The sequence below is a fragment of the Cupriavidus sp. 05T313 genome, from assembly GCF_056396665.1.
This window is the reverse complement of record NZ_JBFTLX010000024.1, coordinates 14,821-34,762: the sequence shown is the minus strand read 5'-3', so window position 1 is coordinate 34,762 and position 19,942 is coordinate 14,821. Positions and strand designations below refer to the sequence as shown.

Genomic DNA, 19,942 nt, shown 5'->3' with positions numbered 1-19,942 from the left:
CGGGGTTTACGGACTGCCGGCAGGGATGCCACATCGATCCTTGCCTGTTGTCCATTTGACCGGACTGACCATGTACCCGTGGCGAAAACCGAACAACAAAACAATGCAAGATTTCTGGCAGGCAGCAGCCGCGCAACTCGAGCGCGAACTGACGCCGCAACAGTTCAAGACCTGGATCAAGCCGTTGGCGCCTGTCGGCTTCGACGAGGAAGCGCACGCGCTGCGGATCGCCGCGCCCAACCGCTTCAAGCTCGACTGGGTAAAAAGCCAGTTCTCCGGGCGCATCACCGCGCTCGCCTGCGAATACTGGGAAGCCAACGTCAGCGTTCACTTCGTCCTGGATCCCGCCGCGTCGGGCCGGGCGGCTGCCGGCTATCCGCAGCAAGGGCAGCCCGGCATGGCGCCGGCGCACGCCGGCCCCGGCTATCCGTCCGGCCAGCCGCTGTCGCAGAATTTCGGCCAGCCCGGCATGCAGCCGGGCCAGGGGGCGCCTGGCTACGGCCCCATGAACCAGGCCGGCGCGCAGCCGCAAGGCGGCCCGCGCGGCGGGCAAGCGCCCTACCCCGGCAACTATCCCGGCAATGCTGGCCAGGGCAATATGGGCGGCATGGGTGGCGAGCTCGTCGATATTGACGTGCCGCAACTGGACCCGGCCGAGGCCAGCGCCCGCTCCTACCGCGTGCAGCCTTCGCAGCAGCCCATGCAGGGCGGCCACCCCGGTCAGCAGGGCGGCCATCAAGGGCACCAGGGGCACCAGGGACATCAGGGCCACCCCGGCAACCAGCCAGGCGGCCAGCAGCAGAACGACTCGGTGCACGAGCGCTCGCGCCTGAACCACATCCTGACCTTCGACAACTTCGTCACCGGTAAGGCCAACCAGCTCGCGCGCGCCGCCGCCATCCAGGTGGCCAACAATCCCGGCAAGTCCTACAACCCGCTCTATCTATATGGCGGCGTAGGCCTGGGCAAGACCCACTTGATCCACGCCATCGGCAACTTCATGTTGCTGGAGAACCCGCGCGCCCGCATCCGCTACATCCACGCCGAGCAATACGTCTCCGATGTGGTGAAGGCGTACCAGCGAAAAGCCTTCGACGAGTTCAAGCGCTACTACCACTCGCTCGACCTGCTGCTGATCGACGATATTCAGTTCTTCTCCGGCAAGAACCGCACGCAGGAAGAGTTCTTCTACGCCTTCGAGGCCCTGATCGCCAACCGGGCGCAGGTGATCATCACCAGCGATACCTACCCCAAGGAAATCAGCGGCATCGACGATCGCCTGATCTCGCGCTTCGATTCCGGCCTGACGGTCGCCATCGAGCCGCCCGAGCTGGAAATGCGCGTAGCGATCCTGATGAAGAAAGCCGCCGCCGAGAACGTCAGCGTGCCCGAGGAAGTCGCCTTCTTCGTCGCCAAGCATTTGCGATCGAACGTGCGCGAGCTGGAAGGCGCGCTCCGCAAGATCCTGGCCTTCTCCAACTTCCACGGCAAGGACATCACCATCGATGTCACCCGCGAAGCGCTAAAGGACCTGCTGACGGTGCAGAACCGCCAGATTTCTGTCGAGAACATCCAGAAGACCTGCGCGGATTTCTACAACATCAAGGTCGCGGACATGTACAGCAAGAAGCGGCCCGCCAATATCGCGCGGCCCCGCCAGATTGCCATGTACCTGGCCAAGGAACTCACGCAGAAAAGCCTGCCGGAAATCGGCGAGCTGTTCGGCGGACGCGATCACACCACCGTGCTGCACGCGGTGCGCAAGATCGCGGATGAGCGCAGCAAGGACGCGCAGCTCAACCACGAGCTGCACGTGCTGGAACAGACGCTCAAGGGGTAACCCCGAGCGTGAAATCGCAGTGAATCAGCATTTAGCAGACCCGTCACGCGGGGCTGGCATACTGTAGGGTACGCGCCGGGCATGGCCCGGCGCATGAATCAATCGGAAGCATCGCCGGGGCATTGCCGGAACATTGCCATGAAAACGGCCTGGGCTAAGGCTTTGCGGTGAGTCGGGACGAGCGGCGGAGGGGGTGGCCGGCGACAAAAGTCGCCAGCCGTCGAAGAAGTCTTAAATTGTGGTGTTTGGTGCACAATTAACCCTCCGGTCGCGCTTCCCCCGCTTCACCGCAGCGGCTTATCCTTGGTACAATGGCGAATTAACTTGTTGATTCCAAAGTAATTTTGGTAATGCATACGAGTTAGTGCAAGTCGTCAATACGCACCCGCGGTCGCTTACTACAAAACGACGAAGGATAAATTCAATGCAATTGGTCAAAACCTCGCGAGACAATCTGCTGCGTCCGCTGCAAATCGTGAGCGGCATCGTGGAGCGCCGCCACACACTCCCGATCCTGGCCAACCTGCTGATTCGCAAGTCCGGGTCCAACGTATCCTTCCTCTCGACCGACATCGAGATCCAGATCACCACGCACGCCGAATGTGGTGTGGGCAGCGACACCGTGGCCACCACCGTGGCCGCCCGCAAGCTGCTCGACATCCTGCGCGCCATGCCCGACGGCGAAGTCGCCCTGTCGCTCAACGACAAGCGCATGACCGTGCAGTCCGGCAAGAGCCGCTTCGCGCTGCAGACCCTGGCCGCCGAGGAATTCCCCACGGTAGCCGAAGCCAGCGAATTCGGCGCATCCGTCAGCCTGCCGCAAAAGACCTTCAAGCACCTGCTCGCCATGGTCCACTTCGCCATGGCCCAGCAAGACATCCGCTACTACCTCAACGGCATGCTGCTGGTGGTGGACGGCAAGAAGGTCATGGCAGTCGCCACCGACGGCCACCGCCTGGCCTACTGCGGCGTGGAGCTGGACACCGAAGCCACAAGCGGCGAAGGCGCCCCGTCGCGCCAGGAAGTGATCATCCCGCGCAAGACCATCCTCGAGCTGCAACGCTTGCTGGAAGACAACGACGATCCCGTGCAAGTGCAACTGGCCGCCAACCAGGTCAAGTTCACCTTCGCCAATATCGAGCTGATCTCCAAGCTGGTCGAAGGCAAGTTCCCGGACTTCCAGCGCGTGATCCCCAAGGGCTACAAGAACGCCTTCGCCATCGATCGCGTCAAGCTGCAGCAAGCCCTGCAACGCACCGCCATCCTGACCACCGACAAGTTCAAGGGCGTGCGCTGCATCCTGGATACGCACGTGCTCAAGATCAGCTCCACCAACGCGGACCAGGAAGAAGCGCAGGAAGAACTCGAACTTGATTATTCGGGCGATGCCCTCGATATCGGTTTTAACGTGACCTATTTGCTGGACGTGCTCGCCAACCTCAAGAGCGAGCAAGTCCAGGTCAGCCTCGGCGACTCCAATTCGAGCGCGCTGATCACCGTGCCGGAAGACGACAACTTCAAGTACGTCGTCATGCCGATGCGCATTTGATGAGCCGGTAACAAGGACCACAAGATACGCAAAACCGGAGCATCTAACGGCACACCACGGCTTGCGCAGCCGCCCCAGGGGCCCCGCGCAAGACCCGCCGCACCAGGGGCCGGATCGTCGAGATCCGCCCCTTTTGCCGTTTTTATGTAACCCGCTATGCGGCCCGATCCGGGCGCGCCCATCCGGGCGTGACGAGAGATCGCCGCATTCGCCRTGAGTAAGAGAACATGACCGAAGAGCAACAACCGCAATCGCAACCGCAACAGCAAGACAGCTACGGCGCAGGCTCGATCCAGATCCTGGAAGGCCTGGAGGCGGTGCGCAAGCGTCCGGGCATGTACATCGGCGACACGTCCGACGGCACCGGCCTGCACCACCTCGTATTTGAAGTGCTGGACAACTCCATCGACGAAGCCCTGGCCGGCTGGTGCACGGAAATCACCGTCACCATCCACAGCGACAACTCGATCTCCATCACCGACAACGGCCGCGGCATTCCCCCGCTCGTCAAGTTCGACGACAAGCACGAACCCAAGCGCAGCGCGGCAGAAATCGCCATGACCGAGCTGCACGCCGGCGGCAAGTTCAACCAGAACAGCTACAAGGTCTCCGGCGGCCTGCACGGCGTGGGCGTGTCCTGCGTGAACGCCCTCTCCAAGTGGCTGCGCCTGACCGTGCGCCGCGACGGCCAGGCCCACCTGCTCGAGTTCGCCCAAGGCGCCGTGCAGAACCGCCTGGTGGAAACCGTGACCGGCCCCGACGGCGTGCCCGTGGAAGTTTCGCCGATGAAGATCCTCGGCCCCACCGACAAGCGCGGCACCGAAGTCCACTTCCTCGCCGACGAAGAAATCTTCACCAACGTCGAGTTCCACTACGAGATCCTGGCCAAGCGCATCCGCGAGCTCTCGTTCCTGAACAACGGCGTGCACATCCGCCTGGCCGACCAGCGCACCGGCAAGGAAGAAGACTTCGCCTTCTCCGGCGGCGTCAAAGGCTTCGTTGAATACATCAACCGCGGCAAGAGCACCCTGCACCCCAACATCTTCTACGCCAACACCGAAAAAGACGGTATCGCCGTAGAAGTGTCCATGCAGTGGAACGACGGCTACAACGAACAAGTCCTCTGCTTCACCAACAACATCCCGCARCGTGACGGCGGCACSCACCTGACCGGGTTGCGCGCCGCCATGACGCGCGTGATGAACAAGTACATCGAAGAAAACGAGATCGCCAAAAAGGCCAAGGTAGAAACCACCGGCGACGACATGCGCGAAGGCCTCGCCTGCGTGCTCTCCGTCAAGGTGCCCGAGCCCAAGTTCAGCTCGCAGACCAAGGACAAGCTCGTCTCCTCCGAAGTGCGCCTGCCCGTGGAAGAACTCGTCGCCAAGGCCCTCGGCGACTTCCTGCTGGAAACCCCGGTAGACGCCAAGATCATCTGCGGCAAGATCGTAGACGCCGCCCGCGCCCGCGAAGCCGCCCGCAAGGCCYGCGAAATGACCCGCCGCAAAGGCGTGCTCGACGGCATGGGCCTGCCCGGCAAGCTCGCCGASTGCCAGGAAAAAGACCCCGCCCAGTCCGAACTCTTCCTGGTGGAGGGTGACTCCGCAGGCGGCTCCGCCAAGCAAGGCCGCGATCGTAAGTTCCAGGCCATCCTGCCGCTCAAGGGCAAGATCCTGAACGTGGAACGCGCCCGCTTCGACAAAATGCTCTCCAGCCAGGAAGTGCTCACGCTGATTACGGCGCTAGGCACCGGCATCGGCAAGGACGACTACAACCTCGACAAGCTGCGCTACCACCGCATCATCATCATGACCGACGCGGACGTGGACGGCTCCCACATCCGCACGCTGCTGCTCACGTTCTTCTACCGCCAGATGCCCGACATCATCGAGCGCGGCCACGTGTATATCGCCCAACCGCCGCTGTACAAGATCAAGCACGGCAAGGAAGAGCGCTATATCAAGGACGACAATGAGCTCAACGCCTACCTGCTGCGCCTGGCCATGGAAAAGGCCGCCCTGGTCAACCCCGACGGCAGCGAAGTCGCCGGCGACGCCCTGACCGAACTGGCCCGCCAGTACCAACTGGCCGAAGCCGTGATCGGCCGCCTGGCCCGCATCGTGGACAGCGACGCCCTGCGCGCCATTGCCGACGGCATCGAGCTGGACCTGGACAGCGCTGCCGCTGCTGAGGCCTCAGCTACCGCGCTGAAGGCCAAGTTGTCGGAAATGCACGCCAAGACGCTGCTGGGCGCCGCGGTGAATGACGACGGCACGGCGGATGTCTATGCGCAGTTTGATGAGAAGACGGACAAGCACCGCCTGATGATCGCCCGCCGGCATCATGGCAATGTGCGCCTGTCTCACCTGGACGCTGACTTTGTCCACGGTGCTGATTACGCTGCGCTGTCGCTGGCCGCCAAGACCTTCCAGGGCCTGATTGCGGAAGGCACCAAGGTGCGCCGTGGCGAGGGCGAGAAGCTGCGCGACCAGACGGTGAATGACTTCCACGCTGCCATGCAGTGGTTGTTGTCTGAGGCCGAGCGTGGGGTGTCTCGTCAGCGCTATAAGGGGCTGGGGGAGATGAATCCTGAGCAGTTGTTTGAGACTACTTTGGACGTTACCCAGCGCCGACTGCTTAAGGTGCAGATTGAGGATGCTATTGCGGCGGATCAGATTTTTACTACGCTGATGGGGGATGAGGTTGAGCCGCGGCGGAACTTCATTGAGTCTAATGCTTTGGTGGCTCGGAATATTGATGTTTGAACAACGTCGCTAAAAATCTCTAATTAAAAAAAGGCCAACCTCGTATCGAGGTTGGCCTTTTTTTTGTCAATGCATCGTAAAGTGATGCTTCTGCATCTCAACTACATCTGCGGAGAAAATACAGATGATCTCGTTTAGAGGAGAGTGAGTTGGAAATATTTGAAGGGGYAAAGGGACTAGCAAGCCTGGGTACAGCACTAGGAATTTCGTCGGTATTGCTCGGTTCCATCTTGGTGGCCTGGTTGGTTTGGAGGCGGACGAGATCAACGCATAGTCTAATGACAAGGCTGTGGGCTCGGTTTGACAGAAATTCAAAAAATACCGATCAGGCTATTGCTACGTTCTTGAGCGGACAGACAAATTTAATGCAGTTTAGATTCACGACTGGAGTACCTGCCAGGACGCTCGCACAAGCCCACAAGCTGATCAATTGGACGAGTGCCCATAACGAGAACATTGATGCAGTGAAAGCATGTGGGGAGTACTTCGATATTGAGCGACCTGGGTTGAAAGAGCCTTCCAAGTTGCCAGGAATATGGACGCTAGGGCCTCTGTTCACAATCTTTATTACCTTCTTTGTTGTCGCGTTGCTAGTTGCTGTTGGGGCAATTCAATCGTCCGCAATCTTGCGCACAAAGGATAGTGGTCTTACCTTTCTGCTATCGAAAGACAATGCAGTGATGCTTTGGTCAGATGTCTCATTTGGCACGAAACAGTGCAAGGAAGACCGCGCCGCTATCACGCTTGCGACTGAATTCAAAGGCTTCGAGGTGGACGCGATATGCGATCTTATCGTCGACGGGAGAGCGTCGGAGTATGTGCGCACAAACGTGCAGCTGCAGAGAGTAATGCTCCCATTCATTTCTGGATTTCTTGCAACTATCGCCCTTATGTGCTTGGCTTACGTCTCGTGCGGCGTGAATGCCAATGCAATGTCGGCTAGATTGGCGAAGAGGGAGTGCCTAGCTCTTGATTTCGCTGACGACGGCAAGAAGGCTGCTCAATCGTAGAGGGCCAAACCGATACACGGTGCCGAGCGCAGGAACGTCCGCCTGGAAATCGATGATTCGCTATCGCACGTTTCCGACGTGTACCTCATGCTTAGGGTATCGCCACGTGAGCATAAAAGGTACGATCTTGTCGAAACGACCCCATTCCGTCAGCATAAAGATTGCTGATACGCGGTCATTTTGGCTAGGAATTTGCTGAGTATATATTTCGAGGAGCGAAGTGGCATGAGCCGGTACTGTGGAGACGATGATTCAAAGCCCATCCTCGAGGCTGCCGCCCATTGGCGCGACTCCGCGCTGCTCGGTGGTGGCTCTGTGCTTACTAGCAATAAGCTCTGGACATCGTCTTTGCTCGATGTTCTCGACGAGTACTTCGTTCGGCGACCGGATGTAGGCGATGGCAAGTTCCTGCAGAAGCTAGAGCAGCAACTAGCGCCGACAGACGGCGCCGCTAAACAGCTCGTGGCAGAGATGATGTGGGTTATGTATCTCTGCCCAAGCAGCCTGACTCCCGCACATAAACGGAAGACCGTGCAGACCGTATGGGCATGGTCAAGTGAAGAGGCCCCAACGAATTCCCGCTGGCTAGATGATGACGCCCTTGCGGGGGTCGGAAGTGCGGGCCCTGGATTCAACCAGAATCAGTGGCGCGAACTTGTGTTCCTCATCAATTTCATGCGTCGCTTCCGTGAGCTAGATGCCGGTGAGCGGCAGCGGCTGATGGAAGACGGTTGGAAGTTCGACGAATGGCTCAAGGAGGTGCCCGATTGGGAAGCGAGGCAGCTCCGCCACATGCTGCTCTTCCTTCTCTTCCCGGACGACTTCGAACGCATCTTCGGCCAGAATGATCGGAAGACCATCGTTCGACACTACTCAAAGCGGGATCGCCGAGAAGTGAATCGAATGGATGCTGTGCAGCTGGATCGTGAGCTGCAATCGATACGCAAGCGTCTCGAAGTCGAGCGGGGCACCACGCAGCTGGACTACTACGTGCCGCCACTCAAGGGCGAGTGGAGGAGTGAGACCTTTGCGGCAGCCACGGAGAGCGTGATGGCAGAGCATGTCCGCCAAGCCATCGCGGAAATCCAGCAAGACGGTGTGCCTCAGGATGCCGAATCGACGGGCTACGATCTTGTGGATGACGGAAATCGGTACCCACCGAAATTGGTGCTATCGCTTGCAGTAAAGCATGCAACCGGGGAGCCTTTGGATCGCGCCAATTTCTCCGGTGGTGAGGAGTCGTCAGCCTTCCGTCTGTTGCGTCGCCTTGGCTTTGAAATTAAGCCCAAGGATGAGGCCGAGAGCGGTATCGCAGAATTGATGCAGCGATTCCTAGAGCAAGCCGAGTCAGGTAAGGAACTAAGTGCGCAAGGTTACCTCCGTGAATACCAGGGACTGAAAGTACGTGTGAGTTTTGGAAAAGGAAATTTCGCAAGAATCCCATGGATTGCGTTCCTCGGCGATGGGCAATCCGTGTCCGAGGGCGTGTACCCCGTGCTGCTGCTGTTCAGGGATAAGCGGCAACTATTGCTTTGTTATGGCGTGAGTGAAGAGGGGGCGGCGCGGTTGAGCTGGGGCGACCTAGACGGAGCACAAACAGTAAGAGAGTGGTTCAAAGATCGTTACGGCCACAGCCCCGATCGATACGGCGCCTCATTCGTCCGCGCTGCATATGACATTTCTCAGCCACTTCCAATTCCTGAACTGCAGCAGGAGCTGGATGATCTGATCGATGTCTATGCTGGGGTACTGTCCGCCGGGAGTACCGATATGCCGATGGAGGCTACTGAGCCCGTGGAGCCGGACATGCCTTTGCCGGTTAGGGCCAATCTACGGGAGGCGGTGCTCGCGTTTAGCGAAGCGTTACAAGCTTCCGGCGTCAAGTTCGGCGATCAGCATGACACGCTTGTCTCCGCCTTCGTCTCAAGTATCGTCACAAAGCCGCTAGTTATCCTGACTGGGCTATCCGGTTCTGGCAAGACGCAAATCGCCATCCGATTTGGTGAGTGGTTAGGTGACGATCGGCTCCACGTTGCAGCGGTGCGTCCTGACTGGACAGGCGCCGAGACCTTGTTTGGCTATGAAGATGCACTAAAGCGGGAGCTCGACGGACGCCCAGCCTGGGCGGTTCCTGCTCCACTCGAATTCATCTTGAAGGCAGTTGCAGACCCGCAGCATCCATACGTCTTGCTGCTAGACGAAATGAATCTTGCGCACGTAGAGCGCTACTTCGCAGACGTGCTGTCTGGTATGGAGTCTGACAAACCTTGCCTACCAAATCTTCAACGAGGTACGGATGGATGTTGGCGTGTGCGTGCCGGCGAGGACGCAAGAGTACCAATCCCACGCAATCTGTGGATAGTTGGCACGGTCAACGTTGACGAAACTACCTATATGTTCTCGCCAAAGGTACTGGATCGTGCCAACACCTTTGAGTTTCGCGTGCAGTCGAGCGACCTATCGATTGAGGCGCGGAAGCCTACGCCGTGCGCTCCGGGCGATGCCGAGCTGGTGAGAGGCTTGCTGACCATCGCGCGAGACGATGATTGGCATTTGACTCACCAAAGCGGTTCAATTGATGAGCTTACTCCGCGCCTGAAGCACCTTCACGAACTGCTAAGTCGCTATAACCTTGAGTTCGGTCATCGAGTGTTCTATGAGGCGATTCGGTTTGCATCGCTGGCAGAAGAAGCTGGTATCAGTGGTCTGAACGCAGTCCTGGATCGGATCGTTATGCAGAAGGTTTTGCCTAGATTACACGGATCACGGCGACGCCTCGAACTCCCACTACTGGCTCTCGCCCAGTTCTGTCGTGATCTGCCCGCGTCAATCACGAGTGACGACAAGCTGCAAACCGCAGGTGTTGAAGAGATACCGGCGCAAGGCGCTGAGCTACCAACTTCGTACGCGAAGATTCTTCGCATGCTCCGCAGCCTACGTGCAAACCAATTCGCTAGCTTCACAGAGTAAGTCGTGCGTACCGTTTCCGAAGCATCGACTCCATTGCTTTCGCCGTCTGGCGCGACCGTCGCCGTACTGAATGTAGCGGTGTTGCCTCGGAGAGGTAGCGCATCGCCCGCGACGCTCTGGGCTTCAGCCGGGCTCCAGTATGGCGATGAGACTGTCTGCGCCATGGAGTTGCTGGAGGGAATGGAGTACCGATACACATGGAAGAACCTTGCACCGGGTATATGTAGTATCACCGCAGACCCTGAGGAGATCTTTCAGCCCGACACTGTCGAAGGGCTGTCAGGTCGTCTCCGACCCGGACTATCGACCGGTACCGTTCGCGTCGTGCTCCGCGAGGGTCCTGTCGTGCTGGGGCAGCAGGAGATCGAGGTACGTTCCCGAAAGCTCACTTACCTCTCTGAGTATCGTTGGATGCTTCGCGATATCGCTGAGCGAATGACGGAGCTTGTGATGGACCGCTTCGCGGTCAGCGACGCTCGATTTGAGCAGGATGATACGCGAGACGCGGTGACGCTCTATCAGCGCTTCACGTTCTTGCGAGCCTTGTTAGAAAGTGAGAGCTTTCAAGGGGCTATTCGAGAGGTTCTTCGCCGGCCACACACTGCGTGGGACGTGGCCAGCGAATTTGTTCGGCCTGGCAGTGGAATGCGCGCGGACTCTCACGTCCTACGGCAGCTTGCCAAGGCCGGGCAACGATCCGCATGGCCGGGCGGCACCATTCCCTCCGTGCCTTCACGGCTTGAGCGCCGGCGAACCGAGGCGACGCATGACACAACACCCAATCGCTTCGTGAAGTTTGCCCTTGAACATTGGTCTCAGATTCTTGGTGATATCGATCTAGGCCTTGCAATGGGGCAGCCGACACCGGCAACTACTCGGGGCCGCCGCGAAATCGCCGCTGTTATGACACAGCTGGAGAAGATCCTGCACCACGACCTGTTTGCCGAGGTGGGTAAGATGGTGCGATTTCCCGCTGATGATCAGGTCCTGCAGAAGCGCGAGGGTTACAGGGACATCTTTAAGGCCTATGTTGAGCTTGAGTTTGCAGCCCGCCTATCCYGGCATGATTCGTCCGAGGAATATGGCGCGGGGTTGAGGGATGTCGCCACACTTTATGAATATTGGGCATTCATCCAGCTAGCGCAGGTCGTAGCCGATTTGGTCGGACAGACATTTGACATGACGCCATTGGTGCGGTCGCGTAAAGATGGTCTTACTGTTGGGATTCAGTCGGGCGTTGAAACTGTTCTCAAGGGAGAGGTAGAGCGTTTTGGACGGCGCATGGTGGTGGAGCTCTGTTTTAACCGGACCTATCGCGCCGGTTCGGGAGGTGTAGCTTCGTGGACAAGGCCAATGCGCCCAGATTACTCTCTGCTGATTGGCCCGGCGGAAGGGGAGCCAGCCGCCTTTGAGCCGATCGCTCTTCATTTCGACGCCAAGTATCGGGTCGAGTTTCTCAAAGAAATCTTTGGCGCCGGTGATGACGTGGAAGAGGATGCCGGCCTGCAACAGGGGCCAGTCAGTCTGGTACGCGGGGGGGCTTTGCGTGCAGACCTCCTCAAGATGCATGCTTACCGCGATGCCATCCGACGGACCGCAGGGGCCTACGTGCTCTATCCGGGTGGCGACGGCGAGGAAGGAAGCAATCAGTATCTCGAATACCATGAGCTACTGCCAGGGCTCGGTGCTTTTGCGCTTCGGCCAACTGATATTGGTAGCGCCAGTGGTGCACCTGCATTGCAGCGGTTTATCAGTGAAGTGCTTGATCACGTGGCAACCCGCCTGACCAGGCATGAGCGGGGGCGATACTGGCTGGAGGAGGCGTATGGTGAACCGTTGTCCGGTCAATCTGCCCGCTTGCTCGCCACGCCGTCGCCCGAAACCACTGTGCTTTTGGGGTTCGTGAAGAGCCGAGAGCATTGGCGCTGGATCGAGCAACGTAAGGCCTACAATGTTCGAGCGGAAGGCAGAAGTGGTGGAGTCCAGGCTGGTGCAGATCTACTACACAGCCAACTTCTTCTTCTCTACTGTCCCTCCACGCAGCAGATTGCACTCGCTCGGATCGTGTCTGATGCGGAAGAGATATCCTTGGCCGGCATGGTTGCAATGGACTACCCGGAACCGCGCGGAGTGTATTGGTGTGTACAACTCCGCTGGCTAGACCAACTTCAGTGGCTTCGTGGCTTCTCTCCGTCCAAAATCGAGCAATACGCTACGAGCCAAGGGCCGTTGTATGGGGCACCTGTTAGAACGTCCTGGGGTGTCATCGAGTCAGCCTGCCGTGTTGGGTGAGTGATGAAAACGCTCATCCGCGATAGCGTGATTTTGTCTTGCCCTTTCGGGATCTCTAGGGAGACGTGCTGGGCACGGCATCGGCAAGGACGACTACAACCTCGACAAGGTGCGCTACCACCGCATCATCATCATGACCGACGCGGACGTGGACGGCTCCCACATCCGCACGCTGCTGCTCACGTTCTTCTACCGCCAGATGCCCGACATCATCGAGCGCGGCCACGTGTATATCGCCCAGCCGCCGCTGTACAAGATCAAGCACGGCAAGGAAGAGCGCTATATCAAGGACGACAACGAGCTCAACGCCTACCTGCTGCGCCTGGCCATGGAAAAGGCGGCCCTGGTCAACCCCGACGGCAGCGAAGTCGCCGGCGACGCCCTGACCGAGCTGGCCCGCCAGTACCAGCTGGCCGAAGCCGTGATCGGCCGCCTGGCCCGCATCGTGGACAGCGACGCCCTGCGCGCCATTGCCGACGGCATCGAGCTGGACCTGGACAGCGCCGCCGCCGCGCTTTACGATGCGCGTGCGTTGCGAGTCGGCTGGCTTGCTTATATGGACAAGAAAGAGGCGTTAAGGTGCTAATGAGCCTTCGCTGCTCGTGATTTCACTATGGAGAACCAATTGTCATCGATAAATCATTGTGATTCGATTCGTGATTTGGATGCCATGATGAAGGCAGATCCGAGAAGCTCTAGCTTCATTCAAGTCAATGATCTCGGCCAATCCAGGCGACGCACGGCAGAAGATCACTTGGCGGAGATTTTGCCGTTTGTTCTTGGAGTCGCAGTGCCGGAAGAAGTACGAGTAAATTTTGAGACAGCTAGGAATCTTTATGTTTATGCCTGGTTTGTGTACCGTTTTCACGCGGTCGCGGAGCAGTATGCCTTGGGGACACTTGAGTTCGCGCTGCGTGCGCGATTAGAGGCAAAAGCTGACGCCTCCATGAGCCCCGGTAAGCTCAAAGTGAGCGGACTGAGTAATCTATTGCGAGAGGCAAGGCAACTCGGACTGCTTGAGAGCAGTAAGCTGCAGCTCCGCACGCGATGGGCGCATGCTCGAGCGCGGAGCCGAACTGAGCTTGAGCAGATCGAGGAGATGAATCGGCTTGGTCTTACGATGATGCAGGTGGACAACTCTGGAGTGCGGCCGACAGAGGAGGATCTACAAGTCGACTGGCTCAGTGTTTTCATTGACGGCTTACCGGCTGTCCGCAACGAGTATGCACATGGCTCAAAAATGCTTCATCCGACCGTACTGCACACGTTCGAGATTATATGTGAATTGATCAACCAGCTTTTCCCGACGCAAGCAGATAGTGATTCGCCGTAGCGGTTCAGCACAATCTGTTCTCCTCTCAATTGTGCAAGTACCGCCAACAACATCGGCCTGAACGACAACGAGCACAAAATGAAGGGAGCTCACAGATGAGCGTAAATGATTCCGAGGCACGACTTGCGAAGTTGTCACGACAGGCGTTCCTGTCAATGTGGGCTTATCAGAACCCGTTCTACGACGAAGGCAAGGAGCTGTGTGATGTGCTCGTCGTCTTTGGCGATGACGTGATCATCATGTCGGACAAGGTGATCAGTTATAGTGAAGAAAAAGACGCAAGAACAGCGTGGAATCGCTGGTACCGGAAAGCAGTGTTAGCCAGCGTGGCACAACTTCGGGGTGCCTTGAAAACGATCAAGAAGTCGCCCGAGACGATTCATTTGGATGCACGTATCTCGTCGCCCTTTCCTCTGAAGTTTCCCGACGCGGGCCGCGCTCGTTACCACCTAATAGCGGTCGCCCATGGAAGTGAACGGGAGTGCGTCCGGCAGTTCGGAGTTCCCAGTCTCGGCGTGGATTCACGTCTGACGGACAGTGGGGTGCTGCTCACAGTCGGCGTGCATTTCCCTGAGTTCGTGCATGTGATCAATCGAACTACTCTTGACGCGCTGTTCGAGTGTTTTGACACCACGGCAGACTTGGTCAAGTATCTGACCGCGAAGGAGACCCTGTTCGCTCGGGGGCATGTACGGCTTAAGGGTGAAGAGGATTTGATCGGCGCGTATATGCGCAAGCGACGTCCTGACGGAGCCACACCGCTCGGTGCGTTGTGCGACGTTTCGGAAGACGGTGTGCGCAGCGTCCCGACCGGCGTGTGGTCCTCGCTGCGCGCCGACCAGAATTTTCTGCGGCGCAAGGAGTTGCTTGCTCCTTCATACTTGATTGATGAGGTCATTGAGCAGTTGGCGTCCGAGTATTTTGCTGGAAGAGTGCTCGCAGGACAGGATGAAGCGCTGGCTTATCACGCTGCAGCGTTTCAGGTCTTGGCAGCGGAGCCAAGAATGGCGCGGATGCTGATCGGTTTGGCTGTCGCTGACGTGCTGCAGGAACATCCATCAACGTTCTGGAGCACATTGGTGGAATCGGCAGATCAACCTGGCGTGCTCTATCTGTGGTTGATCTATCCTGAGGTGGAAGGTGAGGTCTCCGATGAAGAGCTGGAGGCCACTGTCGGGTACGAACTGGAGAAGTACATCCTTGTCGCCATGGGCAAGTTCCCTGAGTCGTACACGGTGTTCGCGGCCGCTATTCCAAACGCGCAAAGCGCTCGGACCTCAAGGGCGTTTCGCATGGCGGCGAGAAACGTCTGGACGCCGGAGATGCAGAAGAAGGCGGAATCGTTGGAACAGAGGGAGGGGATTCTTAGTAACATCGAGTCAACCACCCGAGCTGTAATTCGCGTCATCTAGGATGGCGAACTTCGGCGGCACCTTTTCTGGAGTCGAAGCTAGCGGCCGACCAACAGCTCCGGTTCGTGCTCGCGATCTTCGTGCGATGGCAGCCAATGACGATCAGTGCATTGATGCACTCATGGGCTCAGGTCCGAAATTGGCAACTAAAGACTCCTATCGGAGCCATATACCAGTCTCGCCGTTTGATTTCGATCCCACGGATGACCGTTCACCGAACACCGGACGTTCGCGCAGACGTGCGCCAAGGAACGATACTAGCCGAAAAGGGCCGACGACGCGAATCACGCCGGCAACCACTTTCACCCCTACTCGGACGCATGACACCTTCATACCGAACGCCAGAATTAGCCCAAAAAAATGCCCATCTGAAGGCCGCTATGGTTCCCCACCAAGTAGATGTCGCGCAGCCCCTAACGATGAATTGCCACCTTTCGCTTAGTTCTCGCATTGCGAGTCGCTGCCTTACGTTCGAGAATACGAGCGCGCGGAGTTCTGTTGGATAGACGCTGCCAGGTCTTCTCGATTTCTTCCCGAAGATGTGATGCGAAGTTCTGGATCACCATGTTCTTGGTAAGTAGATCTGCGCTCTCAGTGTCCAAGCAAAGCTCAGCGACAAGCATCGATAAGGATGCTGCCGCATAGTTGGCCGCAATTTCGCAGCCATGCTCCAAAGGGATATCAGTATTCTCAATAACGGCGAGATCTAGACTGATGCGTGTCAAGGAGGCGAGAGCCCCTCCATGCACGGTGCTGTTTGCCTTCTTATATGCCTTCCTGAGGATATCAAGGCCTACGTGCTGCTCCAAAACTTTGAAGGTTGTCTTCTTGGCTCCTAGAGCGACTGAGGCCCAACCATAGTCACCTGCGAATGCCACTCCGAATCGATTCGTCAATGTGGATACCATGGTCCGAAGGTCTCTAACGTAGCGATCCTGATGGTGATCCATGGTAAGCGCAGTGGCAACTGCCTTTTCATCTGCGACCAGCTTTAGCTTTTCCACAACATGGTGAGCGAGGTACATCTCAGCACATTGGTCGGATTGCCTTGATAGGAACACCGAAATCACGCAAATCTCATGTAGCGTTCGCCATCGAGCGAGGGCACCGTCAGCATAGCCCGCGCGCGCGAGAACGATAACTTCGCCTACCACATCGAAGGCGCGTTCTATTAGCTTATGGAGCGCAATAGCGGTATGTGGCTTCGAATAGGATCCCTTTTGATTCTGCTCGGCGGAAAAAGCCCATTCAACCACTAGCTGTCTAAGAAAATCCAAGTGGTCGAGCGTCTTACCCCAAAGTCTATCTACAGTTTTGGCGCGGTCGTAACGGATCTTCTGCAACTCTGTGGCGTGTTCCAGGGATTGCTCCGTAAGGCGCTCGCCAATTACACCAGCTGTTGCTGCCAAAGCTTGCGGAATCGCTTCAGTGACGGCCGTAGTTATGGTAGCTATATCCTTTTCCGCACGATCTCTCAGCTCATCAAGGAGCGACCGAACGGACTCCTCTACTTCTTTCTCCGTTTGCCCGAGTGAGCAAGGAGGATCTATGTCTATCTGGATACTGTTTCCGTTCGCGCAGAGGATTGCGTCGGCGAGCAGCTGAATCTCGAAATCCGCGATATTCAGGTTCTTTCGGTGCGCTGCCTTACGCAGAAGCCATGGAAGGAGTCGTTCCTTCGTCGTGATTTCGGAAATACAGCGATCAAGCAGATCGTCTACTGTGCTTGGCTTCATCGACTGATCCATACGAAGTCAGAGGTATGCGGGAAAGCTTAGTGTACTCTGAAGAGGTCTTGCTGGACGAGCTGGATCGCTGACACGTAGTTTTGCGTCTCGTGGATGAACGTGAAACGGAGCGGCTTCAGTTCACGCTCTGTAGGGAAACTGATTTTATCCTGCGATTTGTTGGTCGTTTTGGGGCTGAAGCATTGGTCTGAATTCTCGCTCTCCAGCATTACTTTTCTGGGGCTTTCCAGAACACAACTGCGGCGTCCCCGTGGACGTACTGGTGTTCTAAGCCGATTCTTTAGCGTACTGCAGGGCGACACAAAATGGTAGAGGCTGACGACCGATCGCTTAGCTGCCGCCGTCCGAGTATCGGGCAACTCGGTCGCTCGGTGATGCAACGGGCGATCGGCCGTAACCGGTTGTGGATTCAACCKGTCGATCAGAGCCATCTGGCCTTGACCGCGACTACCCTACCTGCCTGGTTTCTGGTCCGCAGCCAATGGCCTCTGGGCGCCAACCATGATCCAGGGCTTATGGGGTATCGGGGTCGCCCTTACTTCTTCCTGAAGATCCGTGCAGCCTTCACCGGAAAACGGAGATCGAAGCCCGACGAAGGTCCCTAGCGGACCCCTATCCCTCCTCCGATCTAACCTTCTCCAAATCCCGCACAATCCGATCCCGGATCGGCGAAGTATGCCCATGCTCCTCATCGGTCTTCCCAGTGACGAGCCAATACGCGTACTGAGGCCATACCCGCCCAATGGCTTCAACCATTTCTTGAGTCACGCGCTGCCGGGTGCTGCAGGTGTTCTTCCAGTTGGCCGCCTTGACGCCGGTCAGGTCTTCCATGTGCTTGAACCGACGATGGCTGTCCGCCACAAAATCTATCAGTTCGGCGACTCGATGCTGCATATCTATTGGTTAAAAATAAGCCATCGGGTTAAATTAACGCCAGCCCTTGGTCTTGGGCCGTGCCGCTAAGGCTGCACCGAACTTGAGCTCAACCGCATAAGCCCACAGCAGCAAAAGCAGTTGGCGAGGCCGCTTGTTTCTCAAATACCTAGCTACGGCGAGCAGAACTTGCGTAGCAAAACGGAAAACTCGACAACAGCTTGTCGAGGTGAGGGGCTTTTGCGCTCTCAAAAAGCAATCAAGCCCACCGGCGCGAGCGTGCGCGGGCGGGTGTCAGAGGCATAGCCAGTCGCATTATCGCCCATGCGGCGATCCTATCCGCTTGGCGCACGCTCGTCGGCAACAGAAGACGCACTGCATTTCCGGACTACTCGACTACCCCTATGGAACAGGAGAAGCCTTTGACCGCCCGCCAACGCCACCCCCGCACCGCCGCCGAAGCAAGAGTGGCAGCCACGGAAGCCAAGCTGATCGCCGAACCCCTCGCCCGAGCAGGCGAAGCCGCCCCACCCCACGAAACCATCCACCAATCCTGCCACGACCTCCTGCGCGTCAGCGCAGGCCTGGAATCCCTCCTGCTCCTGCTGGAGCTACAGGCCGACGAGCAAGCCGCCAACAACGGCCTGCATGCCCTGCTGGCGCCGCTGAAGCAGCAGCTGGACCAGGCAGTGAACCGCGTGCAAGCGCTGTACTGAGCCACACCCGTTCCCCACATCTGCACCGCGGCCCGCAAGGCCGCACGCGGCGGGGAGTCACACGCCTATCGCGGCAAGCACCCGCCGCCCCCGCGTGCCGGGACGAAGGTCGCCAACGCCGCCCATCGCCATACCGATGTCCGCGATTGCACCCCGACCGCACCCCGATCACAAAACAGGAGGTACCCATGACCGCCCGCCAACGTCGCCCGCGCACCGCTGCCGCAGCGCGGGAAGCCGCCGTGGAAGCCAGGCTGATCGCCGAGCCCTTGCCGCCGGACAACGAAGCGGATCCGAGCCACGAGGCTACCCACCAAGGCTGCCACGAACTGCTGCGCATCAGCGCGCATCTGGAATCCGTCATCACGCTGCTGAACCTGCACGCGGGCGATAGCCGCCTGCGTGCCTTGCTGATGCCGCTAAAGCAGCAGCTGGACCAGGCATTGAACCGGTGCCGGCGCTGTACCCGGGCCTGCGGGGTTCGCTCGCGATCCGCGCCTGCGTCGCGGCCCGCTTCTGCCCCGACGTAGGCAGGGTCTTCGGCCACACGGCGTAGCCACGTAAATCATGCCGTTGGCCCACTTGGCCAACATCGCTACCACTGAATCGAGAACGGGATCCCTGCAGCAGTCCCTCACAAGAGGGGACCTGCAGGACATGACCGGGGTAACCGCAGTACCCAGCCCTCGCCAGTACCTTGGCGGGGAACTGGGTTGTTGAGCATCTGGGGCGCGAGGCAATCGCGGCCCCCTCGCCCGGTCGGCCTAACCCAGCAAGCCGGCACGGGCGCGACGACCAATCAACACACCCTGTCATTCGCCAAAGAGGTGATCCCATGGCCGCACGCATGAAAACACTCGCTCCCACCGCCGATGCATCCGCAATCAGCATGATTGCCCAAGCGCTCTTGCCGGAGGAAACGACACCCCCGCCGGATGACCCCAAGCGCGAAGCCATCATGCAGAGCTTCGACGAACTCCTGCGCGTTAGCGCGGGCCTGGGCGCCATCCTGACGCTGCTCGATCTGCAAGCCGACGCGGCAATCGATTGCATTGGCCTGCATAGCCTGCTGGCGCCGTTGCGGCAGCAGCTTGACGCCAGCGTGAATCGTATCGACGAGTTGTTCTGAGAGCCGATGGCTGGGCGGCATCCGCTCAGCCGTCAACGTTGCGCAGGTTGCATGGCGGCGTAGTCGGGAAGCCGAGCTAACACTGCCGTCGCTTTGCGCAGCGTCCAGATGAGAACCCGCCTCTCAAATTCTCGACTCGCTCCCGTGCTAAGTGACATTTCTTCACGTCACTACGGACCTTTCCCAACGCCGATCAGGCGATCCGCAGGCACATTGGCAAGGCGTTCGAGCACGCCGGGTGTCGGCGACCTGACAAGCGGAGGAAGGCATGCACGATGCGCTCGATCCGTTTGCCTGCGCCGTTT

At 58.4% G+C, this 19,942-nt stretch carries 13 protein-coding genes and 1 pseudogene; 13 read left to right on the top strand and 1 reads right to left on the bottom strand.

What is annotated here, in order from left to right:
* Positions 1 to 103: 103 nt before the first annotated feature.
* From dnaA to AC1DKD_RS08510, 9 genes and pseudogenes are all read left to right on the top strand, one after another.
* Positions 104 to 1,840, top strand: a complete 1,737-nt coding sequence (gene dnaA, locus AC1DKD_RS08550) for a chromosomal replication initiator protein DnaA (RefSeq protein ID WP_441630228.1) — start codon at positions 104 to 106, stop codon at positions 1,838 to 1,840.
* A 424-nt stretch (positions 1,841 to 2,264) separates the two neighbouring features.
* Positions 2,265 to 3,389: a DNA polymerase III subunit beta gene (gene dnaN / locus AC1DKD_RS08545; protein WP_174424425.1), complete on the top strand. Its 1,125-nt coding sequence runs from the start codon at positions 2,265 to 2,267 to the stop codon at positions 3,387 to 3,389.
* A gap of 227 nt (positions 3,390 to 3,616) precedes the next feature.
* Positions 3,617 to 6,154: a DNA topoisomerase (ATP-hydrolyzing) subunit B gene (gene gyrB / locus AC1DKD_RS08540; protein ID WP_477143177.1), complete on the top strand. Its 2,538-nt coding sequence runs from the start codon at positions 3,617 to 3,619 to the stop codon at positions 6,152 to 6,154.
* A gap of 149 nt (positions 6,155 to 6,303) precedes the next feature.
* Positions 6,304 to 7,164 (top strand): DUF6216 family protein, encoded by an 861-nt coding sequence (locus AC1DKD_RS08535; RefSeq protein WP_477143176.1) that lies wholly within the window; start codon positions 6,304 to 6,306, stop codon positions 7,162 to 7,164.
* Between the two features lie 225 nt (positions 7,165 to 7,389).
* On the top strand, positions 7,390 to 10,134 hold the full coding sequence (locus AC1DKD_RS08530; protein ID WP_441630221.1) for an McrB family protein: 2,745 nt from the start codon (positions 7,390 to 7,392) through the stop codon (positions 10,132 to 10,134).
* A gap of 162 nt (positions 10,135 to 10,296) precedes the next feature.
* A complete protein-coding gene (locus tag AC1DKD_RS08525) occupies positions 10,297 to 12,426 on the top strand; it encodes a DUF2357 domain-containing protein (RefSeq protein ID WP_477143175.1) in 2,130 nt (709 codons plus the stop codon).
* Between the two features lie 70 nt (positions 12,427 to 12,496).
* A pseudogene (locus AC1DKD_RS08520) lies at positions 12,497 to 12,964 on the top strand (toprim domain-containing protein); the annotation flags it as partial.
* Positions 12,965 to 13,039: 75 nt separating this feature from the next.
* Entirely contained in the window at positions 13,040 to 13,759 is a 720-nt protein-coding gene (locus AC1DKD_RS08515) for a hypothetical protein (protein WP_441630218.1), read from the top strand.
* Positions 13,760 to 13,854: 95 nt separating this feature from the next.
* The gene (locus AC1DKD_RS08510; protein ID WP_441630216.1) at positions 13,855 to 15,171 is read left to right on the top strand and encodes a hypothetical protein; all 1,317 of its coding nucleotides are present in this window, start codon (positions 13,855 to 13,857) and stop codon (positions 15,169 to 15,171) included.
* 413 nt (positions 15,172 to 15,584) lie between these two features.
* Here the strand turns inward: AC1DKD_RS08510 and AC1DKD_RS08505 are convergent, their stop codons facing one another.
* The gene (locus tag AC1DKD_RS08505) at positions 15,585 to 16,907 is read right to left on the bottom strand and encodes a DUF5677 domain-containing protein (protein WP_477111987.1); all 1,323 of its coding nucleotides are present in this window, start codon (positions 16,905 to 16,907) and stop codon (positions 15,585 to 15,587) included.
* A gap of 693 nt (positions 16,908 to 17,600) precedes the next feature.
* Here AC1DKD_RS08505 and AC1DKD_RS08500 point away from each other — a divergent pair.
* The 4 genes from AC1DKD_RS08500 to AC1DKD_RS08485 all read left to right on the top strand — a co-directional run bounded on the left by AC1DKD_RS08500 (position 17,601) and on the right by AC1DKD_RS08485 (position 19,637).
* Positions 17,601 to 17,882 (top strand): hypothetical protein, encoded by a 282-nt coding sequence (locus tag AC1DKD_RS08500; protein ID WP_441630212.1) that lies wholly within the window; start codon positions 17,601 to 17,603, stop codon positions 17,880 to 17,882.
* Positions 17,883 to 18,214: 332 nt separating this feature from the next.
* Entirely contained in the window at positions 18,215 to 18,508 is a 294-nt protein-coding gene (locus AC1DKD_RS08495; RefSeq protein WP_441630210.1) for a DUF1484 family protein, read from the top strand.
* 188 nt (positions 18,509 to 18,696) lie between these two features.
* Positions 18,697 to 19,038, top strand: coding sequence for a DUF1484 family protein (locus AC1DKD_RS08490; protein ID WP_441630208.1), 342 nt, complete (start codon positions 18,697 to 18,699; stop codon positions 19,036 to 19,038).
* 317 nt (positions 19,039 to 19,355) lie between these two features.
* Complete coding sequence (locus AC1DKD_RS08485; protein WP_441630206.1) at positions 19,356 to 19,637, top strand: DUF1484 family protein; 282 nt, start codon at positions 19,356 to 19,358, stop codon at positions 19,635 to 19,637.
* Positions 19,638 to 19,942 lie beyond the last annotated feature (305 nt).